The 18508-nt window shown below is 26.7% G+C and carries 15 protein-coding genes and 1 pseudogene; 11 read left to right on the top strand and 5 right to left on the bottom strand.

The genetic code is table 11. The annotated features are described in order from the left end of the window. Positions 1 to 283: 283 nt before the first annotated feature. Positions 284 to 1240, bottom strand: coding sequence for an alpha/beta hydrolase (locus I2E98_RS10910; protein WP_195468941.1), 957 nt, complete (start codon positions 1238 to 1240; stop codon positions 284 to 286). 162 nt (positions 1241 to 1402) lie between these two features. Here I2E98_RS10910 and I2E98_RS16335 point away from each other — a divergent pair, with 162 nt between their 5' ends. Next, entirely contained in the window at positions 1403 to 1768 is a 366-nt protein-coding gene (locus I2E98_RS16335) for a YARHG domain-containing protein (protein ID WP_195468964.1), read from the top strand. A 263-nt stretch (positions 1769 to 2031) separates the two neighbouring features. On the opposite strand, the gene asnB is transcribed toward I2E98_RS16335, so the two are convergent. Next, complete coding sequence (gene asnB / locus I2E98_RS10900) at positions 2032 to 3618, bottom strand: asparagine synthase B (protein WP_195468940.1); 1587 nt, start codon at positions 3616 to 3618, stop codon at positions 2032 to 2034. Positions 3619 to 4054: 436 nt separating this feature from the next. Between asnB and I2E98_RS10895 the strand changes: the two genes are divergently transcribed. Next, the gene (locus tag I2E98_RS10895; RefSeq protein ID WP_195468939.1) at positions 4055 to 5530 is read left to right on the top strand and encodes a UDP-N-acetylmuramoyl-L-alanyl-D-glutamate--2,6-diaminopimelate ligase; all 1476 of its coding nucleotides are present in this window, start codon (positions 4055 to 4057) and stop codon (positions 5528 to 5530) included. Positions 5531 to 5807: 277 nt separating this feature from the next. Continuing rightward, complete coding sequence (locus I2E98_RS10890) at positions 5808 to 8069, top strand: glycogen/starch/alpha-glucan phosphorylase (RefSeq protein ID WP_195468938.1); 2262 nt, start codon at positions 5808 to 5810, stop codon at positions 8067 to 8069. A 112-nt stretch (positions 8070 to 8181) separates the two neighbouring features. On the opposite strand, the gene I2E98_RS10885 is transcribed toward I2E98_RS10890, so the two are convergent. Further along, entirely contained in the window at positions 8182 to 8526 is a 345-nt protein-coding gene (locus I2E98_RS10885) for a hypothetical protein (protein ID WP_195468937.1), read from the bottom strand. Positions 8527 to 8882: 356 nt separating this feature from the next. Beyond that, positions 8883 to 9638 (bottom strand): peroxide stress protein YaaA, encoded by a 756-nt coding sequence (gene yaaA, locus I2E98_RS10880; RefSeq protein ID WP_195468936.1) that lies wholly within the window; start codon positions 9636 to 9638, stop codon positions 8883 to 8885. A gap of 204 nt (positions 9639 to 9842) precedes the next feature. Between yaaA and I2E98_RS10875 the strand changes: the two genes are divergently transcribed. From I2E98_RS10875 to I2E98_RS10855, 5 genes and pseudogenes are all read left to right on the top strand, one after another. Further along, complete coding sequence (locus I2E98_RS10875; RefSeq protein WP_195468935.1) at positions 9843 to 10757, top strand: patatin-like phospholipase family protein; 915 nt, start codon at positions 9843 to 9845, stop codon at positions 10755 to 10757. A 111-nt stretch (positions 10758 to 10868) separates the two neighbouring features. After that, a complete protein-coding gene (locus I2E98_RS10870; protein ID WP_195468934.1) occupies positions 10869 to 11306 on the top strand; it encodes a GatB/YqeY domain-containing protein in 438 nt (145 codons plus the stop codon). 125 nt (positions 11307 to 11431) lie between these two features. Next, entirely contained in the window at positions 11432 to 12607 is a 1176-nt protein-coding gene (locus I2E98_RS10865) for a YibE/F family protein (protein WP_195468933.1), read from the top strand. Beyond that, a complete protein-coding gene (locus I2E98_RS10860) occupies positions 12549 to 13358 on the top strand; it encodes a YibE/F family protein (protein WP_195468932.1) in 810 nt (269 codons plus the stop codon). Before I2E98_RS10865 ends, I2E98_RS10860 begins: the two co-directional genes overlap by 59 nt. Next, a pseudogene (locus I2E98_RS10855) lies at positions 13355 to 14956 on the top strand (aminopeptidase P family protein); the annotation flags it as partial. The gene I2E98_RS10860 and the pseudogene I2E98_RS10855, both read left to right, overlap by 4 nt. 124 nt (positions 14957 to 15080) lie before the next feature. On the opposite strand, the gene I2E98_RS10850 reads toward I2E98_RS10855, so the two are convergent. Beyond that, positions 15081 to 15275 (bottom strand): hypothetical protein, encoded by a 195-nt coding sequence (locus I2E98_RS10850; protein WP_195468931.1) that lies wholly within the window; start codon positions 15273 to 15275, stop codon positions 15081 to 15083. 184 nt (positions 15276 to 15459) lie between these two features. On the opposite strand from I2E98_RS10850, the gene I2E98_RS10845 reads away from it, so the two are divergent. From I2E98_RS10845 to I2E98_RS10835, 3 genes are all read left to right on the top strand, one after another. After that, positions 15460 to 16302: an AIM24 family protein gene (locus I2E98_RS10845; RefSeq protein WP_195468930.1), complete on the top strand. Its 843-nt coding sequence runs from the start codon at positions 15460 to 15462 to the stop codon at positions 16300 to 16302. Positions 16303 to 16548: 246 nt separating this feature from the next. Further along, on the top strand, positions 16549 to 17364 hold the full coding sequence (locus tag I2E98_RS10840) for a hypothetical protein (RefSeq protein ID WP_195468929.1): 816 nt from the start codon (positions 16549 to 16551) through the stop codon (positions 17362 to 17364). Positions 17365 to 17376: 12 nt separating this feature from the next. Then, entirely contained in the window at positions 17377 to 18507 is a 1131-nt protein-coding gene (locus I2E98_RS10835) for an ATP-binding protein (RefSeq protein ID WP_195468928.1), read from the top strand. Position 18508 lies beyond the last annotated feature (1 nt).

The raw sequence follows: 18508 nt of genomic DNA, 5'->3' as shown, positions 1-18508 counted from the left end.
TTTCTTTCTCCATGTATCTGCTTATAACGTGCCCCTTTATAGTTAATGTTTTGTGCTACAATTTTTTTGATATGATAGTCAATTTGTATATTAATATTCTTAGTTTATTTAAAAATATATATTTAGAAGTTAACAATTTATTATATAAAATATAGCAGAAGTCGTTAACTTTTAAGGTGTTCTGCAGATAAATTGCATCTTTTAGCTTAATAGCCAGTGATAGAGAAAAATTAATAATATCATTAATTTTCGTAATCACGGCATTCAAGCCTTAACGAACAATTTAGTTAATATATTTATTTAAAAAATTTTCAATAGATTCCCAGTATAATTTAGGATTAACATAACTAGCTCTAGCGTGTTTAGCACCAGATATAATTAATTTTTCTTTTTCCACAGGTGAAGCATTATAAAGTTTATCAAGCATGAAGAAAGGAACGAATCCATCTTTATCACCATGAATAAAAAGTGTTGGCGTTGTTGATTTTTTTATTTGTTTAATAGGAGATGCTTCACTAATAAAATATCCAGAACGGAATTTGCAAATAATACTTGCAGCGTGCATCATAGGGAATGCTGGTAATTTGAATAATGCTTTTAATTGATAAGCAAATTGATTCCAAGTAGATGTATATCCACAATCTTCTATTATTGCTTTAACATTTTTAGGTAGCTTTTCGCCGGAAGCATTCATAACAGTTGCAGCTCCCATAGAAATACCAAAAAGAACAATTTGAGAGTCTTTATAAGTATTAGCAATATAATTTGTTAAATCAACAATATCAAATCTTTCATGCCAACCCATTCCTATATAAGTACCTTCACTTTTACCATGACCTCTTAAGTCAGGAATTATAATATTATATCCCATATCATAAAATCTTTTAGCATATGAAGCCATATATGTGCCTTGAGAAGTATAGCCATGAACTGTAATAACCCATTTATTAGAGTTATTTTTATTTTTTATAATGTAGTTATGTAATTTTAAATTGTCTTTAGATTTAAGAAATAAATCTTCATAATTACTGTATTTAAGTAACCAAGTTTTACTGTCAATAGTAGAAATACCACTAGTTTCATTTTGTTTTGTTTCTTCATTAGTATTGCTTTTAAATATCAAATCTTTTGGATATTTTGGATTTATACCTAAGTTATATAAGTAATTTCCTCCATAGAAAATCACTATTATTAAACCTATAAGTATAATACATAATAAAACTATTATGATTTCCTTCATATATTCACCTCTAAAATAAAACCTTCATATTAATTATATCATGAAAGGGATAGGGGGATATGTTAAGAAATGTTTAATAAATAGACACAGTTTTTAACTTTTGAATATTATATAAGGGTATAAAATTTTTTTATGGGGGATATCATGAATAAGAAAATATAAATTATAATTGGGGGAACACTATTAGTAAGTTGTTTATTTGCTAATGGTATATTTAACTTACAAAATCAAGGTAATACAGTTAAAAAGATACTAGCTACTTCTGTAACTAAGGACAATTATTTTATTATACCGGATAGTAGTACAAGATATTTAACTGAAGATGATTTGATAGGATTAAGCAAAGAACAATTAGAAATAGCTAGAAATGAAATATATGCAAGGCATGGGTATATTTTTGTAAGTGATGAATGGAAAGACTTTTTTATTAATGAAGATTGGTATACACCAACAACATCATCAGTAACTTTAAATAGTATTGAGGAATATAATGTTGGAATGATATTAGAAGAAGAATCTAATAGATAGATTTAGAACATCATATTAAGAGTATAATAAAAAGAGACATAAAATAAAAAAGATTGCCTCTACAGAGATAAGTGAATAAAAGAGTGTATAAAATCATATTTTTAATCATATAACAAATTATAATATAAATACAAAGAAAAAAGGATTATCTAAATTTTTTAGATAGTCCTTTTTTAAAACAAAAATACTTTGACTTGTTTAAAATGAAATTATTCATTAAAGAGAAGTTCATTACTTTAAATATAGATTATATACAATTCAAACTATTTTCCACTATCACCATAGTTTGAAAGAACTCTAGCACTTGGGTCATTAACATTACAACCTTCCCAAGATTTATTTGGCATCCAGAAATCTTTAATCCACTTAGCATTTCCAGGATAATATTTTTCAAAAATATCTCTATAAAGAAGAGATTCCTTAGTGAATGGTGTACAATACTCATACTTTTCTTTAGCTAACTCAAGATCTTCAGAAGTGTATTTTCCTTCAGCATATTCTTTTAAGTAATCTACTAGAGAATGTCCAACAGCATCACTAAAAGCAGCTTTTTCACGATACAATAAATCTTCAGGTAAATATTTATCTCCTTCAAATGCTTTTCTTAATAAATATTTACCTTTATTATAAGTATTCATCTTTTTAGCTGGATTAATGCTCATTACATAATTTACAAAATCAATATCAGCAAAAGGAACTCGTCCTTCTAATGCATGAGCAGAAATACATCTATCAGCTCTTAAAACATCATACATATAAAGTTCTCTTATTCTTTTTTGAGATTCTTTTTGGAATTCGCTTGGAGTAGGTGCAAAATCAGTATATTTGTAACCAAATAATTCATCACTTACTTCACCAGTTAAAATAACTTTTAAATCAGTATTTTCATGAATGTATTTACATAATAAGTACATTCCAACACTAGCTCTAATAGTAGTAATATCAAAAGTTTCTAAATGATATATGACTTCTTCTAATGAATTTAAAACATCATCTTTAGTTATTATAACTTCAGTATGATCAGTACCTAAAAATTCAGCTGCTTGTTTTGCATATTTTAAATCTATTGGGTCAGTGTCCATTCCAATAGCAAAAGTTTTAATTGGTTTATTCATAAATCTTTGAGCAATAGAGCATACAAGAGAAGAATCTAATCCTCCACTTAATAAATAGCCAATAGGTGCATCAGCATGAAGCCTTTTTTCTACAGCTGAAACTAATTTAGTTCTTATATTAGTAAAAATAGTTTCTAAATCATCGTTATTGATAAACTTTGAATCTGATAAATCATTATAGCAAATAAATTCCCCATCCTTATAATAATGTCCAGGTGGGAATGGCATAATATTGTCACAATAATCAATTAACCCCTTTGCTTCACTTGCAAAAGAAATTTTATGATCTTCTTTTGTGTATCCATAAAACATAGGTCTAATTCCCATAGGATCTCTAGCAGCCATTATAGAATCAGCTTCAGCATCATATAAAACTAAAGCAAATTCAGCATCAAGCATTTTACACATTATTTCAATACCATATTTATAATATAGTGGGATTAATACTTCACAATCACTATTGGAATGAAATCTATATTCATTAGATAATAATTCCCTTAAAGATTGATAGTTATAAATTTCTCCATTACATACAAGTTCACAGGAATTATATTTAAATGGTTGATTTCCGTTGGAAGATAAATCCATTATTGATAAACGGTTAAAGCCCCATGATAAACCATTTTCAATAGCAGCATAGTTATTATCTGGTCCTCTATGTTCAACCTTTTTTAAAGTATTTGAGAAGTCAGATAAGTTTAATTTATTAGAAGAAAATACAACAAAGCTACACAATTTTTTAGCCCCCTTTTATAAAATAATAAAGGCCCGCTAAAAGCGAGCCCTACAAATAATTCTTACTTAGACAAAGGCTCAAAGATAAGAAATAAAAATTTAAAAGTAAAATTAAAATCAAATTTATATTTTAAATTTTTAAATTAACTTTATCATCGCCTTTGATGAAATTCTATTAAAAAAACTATTTGTTAAATTATATTACAAGTGGTATTAAAATGCAACAAAATTTTGAAAAAATATAGAATATAGGAGTAATCATTAGATAATGATTAATATAAAAATAGTAGGTTAAAATTACAGGTAGGACTTTATTGTAGTATTAACCTTACTTTTTATAGATAAAGAACTATAAATGATGTACAATATTATGGGGCAATAAAATATATTGTTATAAATGAACAGTAAAAATCAATTTAAGATAAGGAGATTTTAGATGTTATTAAGTGAAATATTAAAAGATTCAAAGTTAGATTATACTTCTACAAATGAAATAGATTATACAAAAATAGATGTTATAGATATTACAAGAGACACAAGACAAGTGATAGAGGGGAGTCTTTTTATTGCTGTTATAGGTTTAAAAGTAGATGGACATGATTTGATAAATGATGCTATAGAAAAAGGCTCAAAAGTAATTGTTCATAGTAAAGATATAAGTGATGTTAAAGAGGGAGTTGCTTATATAAGAGTAAATGATACAAGAGAATGTATGGCTATTATTGCTAAGACTTTCTTTAACATACAAGATAATGATTTAGCATTCCTAGGGGTAACAGGTACTAATGGAAAGACTACGTCAACATATATGATGAAGCACATATTAGAGCATGCAGGAAATAAGGTTGGACTTATAGGAACTATAGCTAATTACATTGGAGAGAAAATGATTCCAACATCGATGACAACTCCAGAAGCTATAGAATTATTTAGACTTATTAAGGATATGAGAGAGGCAGGATGTAAGTACTGTTTAATGGAAGTATCATCTCATGCGTCTGCAATGGGAAGAGTAGAAGGGTTAAACTTTAGTAGAGGAATGTTTACAAACTTAACTCAAGATCATATGGACTATCATAAAACATTTGAAAATTATTATAATGCAAAATTTAAGTTTATAAAGGGTGCTAAAACTACTGTTATAAATTGTGATGATCAATACGGAAAGAAAATGTTAGATACATTACATGAGGATAGCAGTGATGATAAAGTAGTTACTTCTTATGGAGTAAATAATGGATATGTTAGAGCTAAAAATTTAGAGTTACAAGCAAATGGTTCAACTTTTGATTTATATATTGGTGAAGAGTTTAAAGGGAATGTTAAACTTCATATTCCAGGACTTTATAATATTTATAATGCATTAGGTGTTATAGGAATGCTTGTTGTTGGTGGATATGTAAGTGTAGAGGATGCTATAGAAGCTTTCGATACAATGAAAGCAGTTGCTGGAAGATGTGAAAGAGTTTATCATGATAAAATGAACTCTACAATAGTTGTAGATTATGCTCATACTCCTGATGGACTTGAAAATATTTTAGAAACTATGAAAGAAGTTGTTAAAGGAAAATTAATAACAGTATTTGGTTGTGGTGGAGATAGAGATAAAACAAAGAGACCTTTAATGGGAGCAATTGCTGAGAAATACAGTGATGTTACAATAGTAACTTCTGATAATCCAAGAACAGAGGACCCACACAGAATAATAGAAGATATATTAGAAGGAATTAAGGATAGTCATACTGTTATTGAAGATAGAAAAGAAGCCATAGAGTATGCATGTAGAATTGCAGGTAAAGATGATATAGTTGTTATAGCAGGAAAGGGACATGAAGATTATCAAATAATTGGAACAACTAAACATCATTTTAGTGACAAGGAAACTGTTATAAATTATTTTAATGAAATTTAATAAATCAATCTTTTTTAATAATAGGTATATTTAAAAAATATGCCTATTATTTTTTTGAATTAGCTTAATAGGTGCAAATGTTTACAAAAAAATAAGGAAAAATATAAAAAAAATACTATTTTTTAAAAGTAACATAATAAATATACAAAAAATAATAAAAATGTACAATGATAATTTTATAAAATTGTTATTATATAATTGTAAATGATTTAAACAAAAAATAAATTTCTAAAGTAAATATTTTAAAAATAATGAATTTAAGGTGGGATAATTTATTATGGTAAAAAATAATTTAGCTGAAATCTTAAAAAATAGATTTCAAAAAACAATAGAAGAAGCAACTAACGAAGAAGTATATTTAGCATTATTAGAAATGACAAAAGGATGCATTAAAAATAAAGGAACAAATAAAGGAAATAAAAAATTATATTATATTTCAGCAGAATTTTTAATTGGAAAATTATTATCAAATAATTTAATAAATTTAGGACTTTATGATGAAGTTAAAGAAGTATTAGCTGCTAATGGAAAAGATTTAACTGAAATAGAAGAAGTAGAATTAGAACCTTCATTAGGAAATGGTGGATTAGGAAGATTAGCTGCATGTTTCTTAGATTCAATAGCAACTTTAGGTTTAAATGGAGATGGTGTTGGATTAAACTATCACTATGGATTATTTAAACAAGTATTTAAGAATAATAAACAAACAGCTGAAAAGAATCCTTGGATAACTTCAGAAGGTTGGTTAAATAAATCTGATATTAAATTTGATGTATTATTCGGTGGATTTAAAGTGACTTCAACATTATATGATATAGATGTAACAGGATATAATCAAGCATCAAATAAATTAAGATTATTCGATATAGACACTATAGATGAAACTTTAGTAGAAGATGGAATAAACTTTGATAAAGAAGATATCAAAAAGAATTTAACATTATTCTTATATCCAGATGATAGTGATGAGGCAGGACACTTATTAAGAATATACCAACAATACTTTATGGTAAGTAATGCTGCACAATTAATTCTTTTAGAAGCAGAAGAAAACGGATATGACTTACACAAGTTACATGAGCATGTAGTTGTTCAAATTAATGATACACACCCTTCAATGGTTATACCAGAATTAATAAGATTATTAGGAGAAAAGGGTATTGAAATGCAAGAAGCTATTGGTATCGTTACCAAAACTTGTGCATACACTAACCACACAATATTAGCTGAAGCATTAGAAAAATGGCCAATAGCTTACTTAGAAAAGGTTGTGCCTCAGTTAATGCCAATTATTAGAGAATTAGATAACTTAGTTAGAGAAAAATACGAAGATGAAAGAGTTTATATCATAGATAAAGATGATAGAGTTCATATGGCTCATATGGATATTCACTATGGATTTAGTGTAAATGGTGTTGCGGCACTTCACACAGAAATCTTAGAGCAAGAAGAATTAAGACCATTCTATGATATATATCCAGAAAAGTTTAACAATAAGACAAATGGTATAACTTTTAGAAGATGGTTAATCCACTGTAATAATGAATTAACTAACTATATTACAGAACTTATTGGTGAAGACTTCAAGACTGATGCAACTAAGTTAGAAGACTTAGCTAAGTATGTTGATAACAAAGAAGTATTAGCAAAACTTGGAGAAATTAAAAAGCATAATAAAATTGCATTAAAGAAGTATTTAAAGGATACTCAAAATATTGAAGTAGATGAAAACTCTATATTTGATATTCAAATAAAGAGACTTCATGAATATAAGAGACAACAAATGAATGTTTTATACATCATTCATAAATATTTAGATATTAAAGCAGGAAATATTCCAACAACTCCAATTACAATGATATTTGGAGCAAAGGCTGCACCAGCTTATATAATTGCACAAGATATAATCCATACAATTCTTTGCTTACAAGAAATTATAAATAATGATCCAGTTGTTAGCAAACACTTAAAAGTTGTTATGGTTGAAAACTATAATGTAACTAAGGCTTCTAAGTTAATACCAGCTTGTGATGTTTCTGAACAAATTTCTTTAGCATCTAAAGAAGCTTCAGGAACAGGTAATATGAAGTTTATGTTAAATGGTGCATTAACTTTAGGAACTGAAGATGGAGCTAACGTTGAAATTCATGAATTAGTTGGTGATGACAACATCTATATCTTTGGTCAATCAAGTGAACAAGTAATTGAGCATTATAAGAAGGCTGATTATGTTTCAAAAGAATATTATGAAAAAGAAAATATCAAAGAACTAGTTGACTTTATAGTAAGTGATGAAATGTTAAAGGTTGGAGATGAAGTTAACCTAAACAGACTTCACAACGAATTAATAGTTAAAGACTGGTTCATGACATTACTTGATATTGAAGATTATATTAAAACTAAGGACAAAGTATTTGAAGATTACTCAGATAGAGAAACTTGGAACAGAAAAGTTTTAATAAACATCAGTAAAGCTGGATTCTTCTCATCTGATAGAACAATTGCTCAATACAATGAAGATATTTGGAAATTAAAATAATATAATAAACATAGGAAAAATTAAAGGAGCTTATCATAGATCAGCTCCTTTATTATTCCAAGATTTAAACTAGTATTACTTAAAATAATATGAAATGTTGAGTATTTTTTTATTAAACTGCAACATTCAGAATTTCTTCTACCTTCTTTTTAGAAGTTGGAATTATTCCACAATTAGGAGTTGAATATGGTAAATAACGAATATTTAAAGGTTTTCTTTCAGCGAATAGAGCTTCATATTTAGTTGAAGGTCTATTTGATTCAACGCTTCTAATCAATCCTTGTTCTACGAATCTTTTTTCAGAAATGTTATATAGTAAATAGAATATTTCTTCATCCTTAGCATCACTAATTAATCTTTCAGCATTTAAATTATTTATTTTAAAGTTATACCCATTAAGTAATTTATGGGTAGTAGTCTCTGATTTCACGTTAGTTCTTAAAATATAATATCTCATAAAAAAATCTATCCCCCATTTAAGTATATATTTTTATAAAATTAACACCCATTAATTTTAGTTATTTTCTCATTTAATTATAAGTAGTTTGGCCACCCTACAGTTATATATAATAACACCTATGGAAAATAAAGTAAACTGCTGGAGCGGAATTTTTGTACAAGTAAATTTGATAAAAATATACATTATATTGTTGCAAAAAATTACAATTTAAAGAGAAGTAATATTGCTGAATCATTATATTGTATAATTATAAAGAATTATATTAAAGTAATTAATATTTTATTGGATAAGCTAAAGAGGGTGTATAAAAAGTTATTTTGATACAGCCCCCTTTTATTGCGTAATTTTTATAATTATTTTAAGAAAACAAATTCATTAGGTTTTGAATGTTCCTCTGAATAAGAGAATCCAAGTTCTTTGAAGTCTTTAACTTTTTCTATATCAGTAATATTATTTTCAGCTAAATAGCGTATCATAAGTCCACGAGCCATTTTAGCCTCTGTTGCTTTTACTTTAATTTTAGAGTTAACAAGACTTCCGAAAACACATGTTATAAAAGTATCATCTTTAGTTAAATATTTTTCGATAGTCTTACTATATTCTTTTGAAGCAAGGTTCAATATAGTATTAGTATCTTTGGTAAGTTCTTTATATAAAGAGTCCCCCCAGAAAGAATATAAGTTTTTGCTAGTTCCTATTGCTAATTTTGCTTGCATTTCTAGTCTATAAGGAACAATACCATCAAATGGTTTTAAAATACCATAAAATCCAGATAGAATTCTTAAATGATTTGATACATAATCAAATTCTGAATTGCTAAATGAGTCTGGAGACATATATTTGTATTGAATACCTTCATAAGAAAGAATTGCAGGTGATAAGTTTTTATATAAATTCATATCTTTATATCTAGAATAGTTAAGTTCTGCAATTTCATCATTACAAGCTAAAAGTTTTTTCAAATCATCATAGCTATAATCTTTTAAATTACTATATAAATATTCTGTCTTGTCCATAAAACACGGCATAGATTCGCTTATAATATCATCATTATTTATATTCATTTTTTTTGCAGGCGAAATAATTATATTAAATGTTTTATTGTTCAAATTAATCAGCTCCTAAATGAAATGTTATAAATAGTATATCATATATAATAATGATTATTATATAAAAATTAAAACTTTAGAATTAATTCTAAGAATATTAAATAAAAATATTAATGAGAAAAAATTCCATGAATATTTTATGGGCTTAAATTTTATAGTATAATTTATATGATAAAAAAATGGGAAAAATAGGGAGAGGAATTTATGAAAATAGGATTAGTATTAGCTGGTGGTGGAGGCAAAGGAGCATACGAACTTGGAGTTTGGAAAGCTTTAAAGCAATTAAATTTGACTAAATACATATCAGTTTTTTCTGGAACCTCTATAGGAGCCTTTAATTCTGTATTATTTGCTATGGATGAAATGAAGAAAGCAGATGAACTTTGGGAAAAAGTAACAATGGATAAATTAGTTCCTATTAGCAAAACAGAATTGATTAAAAGAGGAATTGGATTATATATAGGAGGTAAGAATCTACAATTAGCAAAGAAATTTTTAACAGATAAATTAGAGCATGGAGCCATTAGTAATGATGGAGCTGTAGAGATGGTAGAGAAATATCTAGACTTTAATAAAATTAAGAAAAATAAAAAGATATGTTATGCAGCATGTACAAAGTTACCTAATTTTAATGCTAAGTATTTTAAGATAAATGATTATGATGATGAAACTGCTAAAAAGATTGTATTAGCATCAGCTTCATTACCTTTAATATATGATAGTACTGAGGTTTTAGGAGAAAAATATATAGATGGAGGAATATCTGATAATGTTCCAATCCAACCTGTATATGGAGAAAAATGTGACATTATAATTGTGATTTTATTATCTAAAGATGCACAAATTGATAGATCGCTTTATCCAAATTCAAGACTTATAATAATAGCACCAGAAAATTTAGCTGAAAATACTATAACGGGAACCTTAAATTTAGATACAGATGCAAAGCGTGTAAGAATAATTGAAGGATATAATGATACTCTTAATAAAATAGAGCCTATTATGGAATTAATAAAATTTGTTCATAAGAAAGAAGAGGAAGTAAAGAATCCCACTTTATATAAAGCTTATAAGTATTTAAAGGATGTAAAAAGGAAAATAGATAAAAAGAAGAAATAAAAATAACTTTTGGATAAATTTGATTTTAAGTATAAAACTGGTATAATTTACTTAGAAATATAATAAACGAAAGCGAGGGTAGGTTAGTTATAGAAACTAACTATAATAAATATGTTAAAAGATATATTAAAAAAAGATGAAATAGCTGCAATGAAAGCAAGAGATAAGGCGAGAGTTAGCGTTTTAAGATTAGTCAACTCAGAAATTAAAGCATATGAAGTTAATAACAGAGAAGATATTCCAGATGAGAATGTTATTAAAATCATAGAAAAAAGCATAAAGCAAACTAAGGAAGCTTTAGAATATGCAGTTCAAGCTAGTAATGAAGAAAAAATTGCAGAAGGAAACTTTGCATTAGAAGTTTTAACACCATACTTACCAAAGCAATTAACTGAAGAAGAAGTTAATGCTATGTTAAAAGAAATCATAACTAATGGCAACTATACAGCTAAAGATATGGGGAAAATAATGAAAGAAATAATGCCAATGGTAAATGGTAAGTTTGATAGAGCTAAAATTAATCCAATGGTAAAACAAATATTAGGTTAATAAAATTGATTGTTATAAAAGGTTGGGAGTATATTATTCTCAACCTTTTTATATTTGATGTATACTTATAAATGATATAAACTTTAAGTTGTTGTTATTCTATTAATATTAAGAAGGGAGTTACTATGGAAAAAGTAAAAAAATATATTAGAAATAATAAAATAAGAGTTTTTAGCTTGTTAATATTATTTGTTACTTCTATAGCTATATTTATATGGACTAATAATAATTATAGTGTATACAAATCAACTATAGCAAAGGTCATAAAGGTTAGTGAATCTCTTGATAAAACTGAAGAAGGACCTGATGGAAGGGTAGAAAATTATTACAATCAGGTTATTACTGCCAAAGTGAAAAATGGTGAATTTAAAGGAGAAATCGTTACATTAAAAAATACATACTCATCATCTATGCTTAAAAATGAAAAATATAAAAAAGGTGATGATTTGCTTGTAAATATAAGAGAGAATAATGGAGAATTTACAGGTAGCATTAGTGGGATAAAAAGAGATAAATTTATAGTTTTATTTATAGAAATATTTATCTTTACTATTGTTGTTATAGCTGGAAACTTTGGAGTATATACACTAGCTACATTAATTGTTAATATATCTGCATTTATATATTTTATAAGGTTATATATTTCAGGAAAAGATTTTATGTTAATAAATTTATTAATGATAATATTCTTTAGTACTGTAACATTATTGTTACTTGGAGGTTTTTCAAGGAAAAATATAGGTGCAATAATTTCAACATTAATAACAACTTCGTTAATATATGTGTTATATAAGTTAACTATAGAGTTTACTGGTGATTTGCATTATGAATTAATGGACTATATAGCAGGACCCAATGATATAGAAAATATATTTTTATCAGGTGTAATAATAGGTTGTTTAGGCGCTGTTATGGATGTAAGTATAACAATTAATTCTGCTGTTAATGAAATTGTTAATTCAACAAAATCTATTACTATAAAGCAGTTAGTTAAATCTATAAGGGAAATTGGACATGATATTATGGGAACTATGATAAATGTATTAATGTTTTCTTATATAGGAGGAAGTTTAGCTATTGTTATATTGAAAATAATAAATGGATATAGTTTGGTAAGGATGATTCAATTTGATATTTCATTTGAAATAGTTAGATTCCTAATTGGATCTATAGGAATAGTTGCAGCTGTACCTATATCAGCTTTAGTTGCGGTATTATTTTTTAGGAAAGGAATGAAGAAAGATGATACTAATATTGGCGATAGTATTATTAGTGCTGATGATTCTAATAGGGGGAGATAGAGGGGCAAAATCTTTTATTGCACTTGTATGTAATATATTTGCTTTAGTAATTGGACTTTATATTATAATTTTAGGAATTAATCCAATAATAGTAACTATTTTAGCTGTTATAGTTTTTTGTCAGATAACATTAATATATCAAAATGGGCATAATTTAAAAACTTATGCTGCAGTTATATCAGTTATTTGTGTTACATTCATATTAAGTTTAATGATTATGTTTATAGGTAATAAATCTAATTTTGGTGGATATAGTGAATTGGATTTAAGTTCGGATATTAGTATTTACTTATCTCCTAATGTAAATATTAATATGAATCAATTAATGATATGTATGATTATAATAAGCTTATTAGGTGCAATAATGGATACAGCAATGGCAATAACCTCATCATTATTTGAATTTAATGAAGTTAAGAGTGAGATTACTATTAAAGAGTTAATAAAGATGGGTTTTAATGTGGGAAGAGACATATTAGGAACTACAGTTAACACACTTTTCTTTGCCACAATAGGGGAAACTATGATGATCAGTATTTTATTTATGAAAAATAACTATACATTTGAAAGTGTTATTAATTCAAAAGAATTTTTTCAAAATTTATTTAGTTTAGCTATTTCTAATATAGGATGTCTACTTATAATTCCAATAAGTATTTTTATAGGTACTTATATGTTAAAGGGAGATAATAAAGTTATAAATAAGGTAAAAGTTTATTGTAATAAGTTAGAGGGGGAAAATAATAATTAATTGGAGAAAAAGAAGCTAAATTATGGACTGATGGAAGATATTTCATACAGGCGGCAGAGCAATTACAGGGAACTGGAATTGATTTAATGAAGATGGCAACACCAGGATATGATACTATTGATCAATGGATAGAAAAGAATATTAAAGAAAATGAAACTTTAGGTTTTGATGGAAGTTGTTATAGTGCTAATCAATATAAAGAGCTATTAAAGATAGCTAAGAAGAATAGTTTCAAAATAAAGATGGACAAGGATTTATTAGAGGAAATATGGAATGATAGACCAAGTTTACCGGAAGATAAGATTTTTGTTCATGATGAAAAATATTGTGGAAAAAGTGTAAAAGAAAAAATAAGTGAAGTTAGAAAATATATGAAGGAAAATGAAGCTCAAAACTATTTATTAACTTCTTTAGATGATATAGCATGGCTTTTTAATATTAGAGGAAATGATATTTTATTTAATCCAGTAGTATTAAGTTATGCAATAATAACAGAAAATGAGGCAAAACTTTATATTAATAAATCTAAAGTTGATGATGAAGTAGAAGAAGCTTTAAAGGCACAAGAAGTTGTTATATATGATTATAATGAAATTGAAGAACATGTAAAACAGCTTAAGGAAAATACGTTAATAGATCCAGCTAAAGTTAATGCTAAGCTTTATTCTTTATTATCTTGCACAATAACAGAAAAATTAAATGTAACTACTAATTTAAAGGCTATAAAAAATGAAATTGAAATAGCTAACTTTGAAAATGCCCATATTAAAGATGGCGTTGCAATGGTTAAATTTATAAAATACTTAAAAGATAATGTTGGTAAAGAAAAAGTTACTGAAATATCAGCTAGTAAAAAATTATCAGAGTTAAGAAGTCAAGGTGAATTAGCAAAAGGAGATAGTTTCGGAACTATAGCAGGATATAAAGAACATGCAGCTATGATGCATTATAGTGCTACTGCTGAAAGTGATTATGAATTAAAGAAACAGGGATTATTTTTAGTTGATTCAGGTGGTCAATATTTAGATGGAACTACTGATATAACAAGAACATTTGTATTAGGAGATATTACAGAAGAGGAGAAAAGAGACTTTACTTTAGTATTAAAAGGTCATATTAATTTGGCAAAAGCTAAATTTTTAAAGGGAGCTACAGGTTGTAACTTAGATATCCTGGCTAGAGGACCATTATGGGAGCAAGGTTTAGATTATAAGTGTGGAACAGGCCATGGAATTGGATTTTTCTTAAATGTTCATGAAGGACCACAAAGTATAAGACAAAATGGAAATATAGTTCCATTAGAACCAGGAATGATGTTAACTAATGAACCAGGTGTTTACAAAGAAGGGAAATTTGGAATAAGAACTGAAAATGTTATGGTAGTAGTTAAAGATGAAATTAATGATTGTGGAGAATTTTATAAATTTGAAACTATATCATATTGTCCTATAGATTTAAATGGAGTTAAGGTAGAGTTATTAAGTGATGATGAAAAGGCATGGTTAAATAATTATCATAAAAAAGTTTATGATAAGTTAAGTCCATATTTAAATGATGAGGAAAAGAAATTATTAAAAGAAGAAACTAGAGAAATATAAGAAAACAAAAGTTAGGATGGAGATGATATCCTAACTTTTGTTATTATAATATTAAAGGAAGTGTACCAAAATAGAGTATCAACATAACAATAATAATGTTAAAATTAATAATAGCTTAGTGCACTTATAAAAATAAAAATAGTAATGGCCAAATCAATGAGTTATTATTAAATCTGCTGTTACCACATCTACAGTTGTTGAATCCACAGTTGCCAAATCCGCAGTTGCCAAATCCACAATTACCAAATCCGCAGTTATTAAAATTACCACAATTATTTCTACAACAATTTCTGTTGCGATTATTACAACATTTTTCCATAATTTTCCTCTGTAGAATATAAAAACTTAATTCATATTCTGTTGAATTTATTTTATACTATAATATACTCAACATAAATAATATGGTTCATATTATTTGTGGAATTTTAGTATATTTACAATATTTTAAAATAAATAGTTTTGATATAATAATAATTGAGAATTTTAATTAGGAAGTGATAGATATGGGGATTAGTGCTATAGGAACAAGAAAGAATGTAAGTGTTATTGATACAACTGAATATGAAGGTGTGAAAGTAGAAATATTAGAATATAACAAACTACAAGGCTCTACTGATACATCAGCTGCAATGGATATGTATTTTATGGAGCAACAAAATATAAAAGCAAGACAAGTTGCTATATATTTAAATAATGATAAAGTAAGATTAGAGCCAGGTGCAATGAGTTACTTTAAAGGAAATTTAGAAATGGTTTCTGGAGTAACAGCAGGCAACTTAATAGGAAAGATGTTTTCATCAGCTGTAACAGGTGAATCTGTATCCCAACCGGAATATAAAGGAACAGGAATGATAGTTCTAGAACCTTCTTTTAATCATTTTTTAGTTTTAAAAATTGATGGTGAGATTATAGTAGATAAAGGAATGTTTTACTGTGCACAAGGAAGCATTCAAGTTAAGCCTATAATTCAAAAAAATATATCATCAGCTTTAGCTGGAGGCGAGGGTATATTCCAATTGTCTTTAAAAGGTAAGGGAATAGTAGTATTAGAAAGTAGAGTTCCTGTATGCGAAATAGATGAAATACATTTAGATAATGAAACTTTAAAAGTAGATGGAAATTTTGCTATATTAAGAAGTGGAAATATTAGTTTCACAGTAGAGAGATCAGCTAAGTCATTAATTGGATCAGCTGTAAGTGGAGAAGGTCTTGTTAATGTATATCGTGGTACTGGAACTGTATGGCTTGCACCAACAATTAAAATTTATGATGTTATAAATAGATCTAGAGCATATGGAATTAGTAGTACAACAGCTATGAATATGAATACAAGTAATAGTAAATAGAAAATTTTATAAGGATGAATAATAAAACTCTCCATATATTGATTAAGTTTCAATATATGGAGAGTTTTTATATAGAATAAAGAATAAACTAGAGAATATTAATTAAATACAAATATAATTTGAAAAAATAATAAATCCTACTATATTTATCTACTTTAAAATAAATGAAAAAGTATTATAATGAATATAGATAATAATTATTATTAAATAAAAATAGAAATTAATAATAGAGATAGAGGTAGTTTTATGGATGAAGTAAAAGTAATTGAAATGATAAAGATAAATCCAATTATTATAAAAAATATAAGTAATCCTACAGAGGAAATGAAAAAAATAGCTATAGAAAAAGATGGACTTTTATTAAGATATATAAAAAATCCAACTATAGAAATGCAAGAGATAGCTATGAAAAGTAATCCTAGAGCTATTGAGTTTATAGATAATCCTACAGAGGAAATGATGATAGAAGCTATAAAGAATGGGTGGAGTAATTTAAATTATATTAAAAATCCTAGTAATTATGTAATTAAATTAGCTATAGAGCAAAGGGGATGGGCTATTAGATATGCAAAAAACCCTAATGAAGAATTACAATTACTAGCTGTAAGAAAAGATTACGATTCAATTAAATATATTAAAGAGCCCTATGAAAGTGTTCAGGAAGCAGCTGTAAATATAAGTTATGATGCATTAAGATATATTAATTCACCATGTTATAAAGCAGAAGTTGCAGCCATTAAGAATAATGAAGCAGCAGTAAAATTTATTAATAATTTAAATAAAGATAAGTTATTAAGCTTTTTAAAGGCTAATATTTTAGTAATTAGATATATTAGTAAAGATATGTTAAAAGAAATATCTCAAGATGAACTAAAAGAGATATTAAGAGAAGTATTATCAAAAGATGATGTAGAAGAAAAGTATGTGAGAGATTTTTTAAACTGTAGTGTTATTGATAAAGAAAGTGATGTTATAGCTATTGATAAGATTATGTTTATTTATAAATATGGAAGTAAAAAAGCAAAAAGAATTGCTGTAGATGAAAAACTAAAGATAATGTAAGGAGAAGTTAAAATGAATTTTATAGATACATTAAGAAGTGTGGAATTAGTATTAGCAACTGAGGAAGTTCCTTTAGTAGTTGGTGAAAGTGGAATTGGAAAGACAGCTTTAGCAAATAGATTAGCTAAGGAAAATAATTGGAGTTTAATAGTTATTGATGGAAATCTTCTTAAAGAAGGAGAAATAGGTGGATTACCTACAGTAGAATCGTATATATCTATAGACTCTTATGGAAATAAAGTTGAAAAGAAAACAACAATATATGCTGTTCATACAAAGCTTAGGGAAATTGATGAAGAAATAGCAAAAGGGAAAAAAGTTCTTTTATTTATAGATGAAATAAATCGTTGTGAGCATACAGTACAGCAAGAACTTATGAATTTAATATTAAATAGAGAAATTAATGGATACAAATTACATGATGATGTAAATATATTAGCAGCAATGAATCCATCAAGTAAATATGGTTCAGATTTTGACTATCAAGTAGTTGATATGGATGCAGCTCAAGAAAATAGATTTGTATGGCTTAACATGGAAAGTGATTATAAAGCTTGGTTAAAGTGGGCAATGGAAGCTGAAATTGAGCAAAAAGTAATAGAGTTTATTGGAGTTTTCCCAGAATATTTACATAAGATAAATGAAGATGATGTAAGAGCAACACCAAGAAGTTATGAAAGAGTATCTAAAGCATTTAAAGCTTATAAAGAGAAGAAAGATTCTATACCTAGGGCAGTATTTTTAAATGTTATAAAAGGTAATGTTGGAAAGGTTATAGCAGAGGAATTTATAAATTTTGTTGAATCAGAACATAGTCCTTTAATATCTTTTGAGGAAGTTTTCGTAGGTGATACTTTAAGTGAAGAAGTTATAGAAAAGGTTAAAAGTGAAAGTCATACTAGACTTTATTTAAGTGCAATGAATATTTTAAAGAGTTTAGAAGAAAACATAAAAAATAGTAATGAGGAAGATGTATATCACATAAATAGATTTATTGAATTTTTAAAGAAATATCCTGTAGATTTAATGGTAGGGATTATGAAGGATATGAAAAATAGCTATCCTGAAAGTTATAAAAGAGCTTTAGAGAATGAAGAGTTTGTAGAAAGTTATTTTGAAGCTTATAGTGCAATAAGGGGATAGC

It is taken from the genome of Clostridium sp. D43t1_170807_H7 (genome assembly GCF_015555905.1).
In the GTDB taxonomy this organism is placed as follows: domain Bacteria; phylum Bacillota; class Clostridia; order Clostridiales; family Clostridiaceae; genus Clostridium.
Note: the sequence above shows the minus strand (reverse complement) of the source record. Positions and strands in the feature narration are given on the sequence as shown.

Bases quoted from the DNA above. Each gene is read 5' to 3' on its own strand.
- I2E98_RS10910 (WP_195468941.1), bottom strand. From the start codon at position 1,240: ATGAAGGAAATCATAATAGTTTTATTATGTATTATACTTATAGGTTTA.
- I2E98_RS10895 (WP_195468939.1), top strand. From the start codon at position 4,055: ATGTTATTAAGTGAAATATTAAAAGATTCAAAGTTAGATTATACTTCT.
- I2E98_RS10890 (WP_195468938.1), top strand. From the start codon at position 5,808: ATGGTAAAAAATAATTTAGCTGAAATCTTAAAAAATAGATTTCAAAAA.
- I2E98_RS10885 (WP_195468937.1), bottom strand. From the start codon at position 8,526: ATGAGATATTATATTTTAAGAACTAACGTGAAATCAGAGACTACTACC.
- I2E98_RS10875 (WP_195468935.1), top strand. From the start codon at position 9,843: ATGAAAATAGGATTAGTATTAGCTGGTGGTGGAGGCAAAGGAGCATAC.
- I2E98_RS10870 (WP_195468934.1), top strand. From the start codon at position 10,869: ATGTTAAAAGATATATTAAAAAAAGATGAAATAGCTGCAATGAAAGCA.
- I2E98_RS10865 (WP_195468933.1), top strand. From the start codon at position 11,432: ATGGAAAAAGTAAAAAAATATATTAGAAATAATAAAATAAGAGTTTTT.
- I2E98_RS10860 (WP_195468932.1), top strand. From the start codon at position 12,549: ATGATACTAATATTGGCGATAGTATTATTAGTGCTGATGATTCTAATA.
- I2E98_RS10850 (WP_195468931.1), bottom strand. From the start codon at position 15,275: ATGGAAAAATGTTGTAATAATCGCAACAGAAATTGTTGTAGAAATAAT.
- I2E98_RS10845 (WP_195468930.1), top strand. From the start codon at position 15,460: ATGGGGATTAGTGCTATAGGAACAAGAAAGAATGTAAGTGTTATTGAT.
- I2E98_RS10840 (WP_195468929.1), top strand. From the start codon at position 16,549: ATGGATGAAGTAAAAGTAATTGAAATGATAAAGATAAATCCAATTATT.
- I2E98_RS10835 (WP_195468928.1), top strand. From the start codon at position 17,377: ATGAATTTTATAGATACATTAAGAAGTGTGGAATTAGTATTAGCAACT.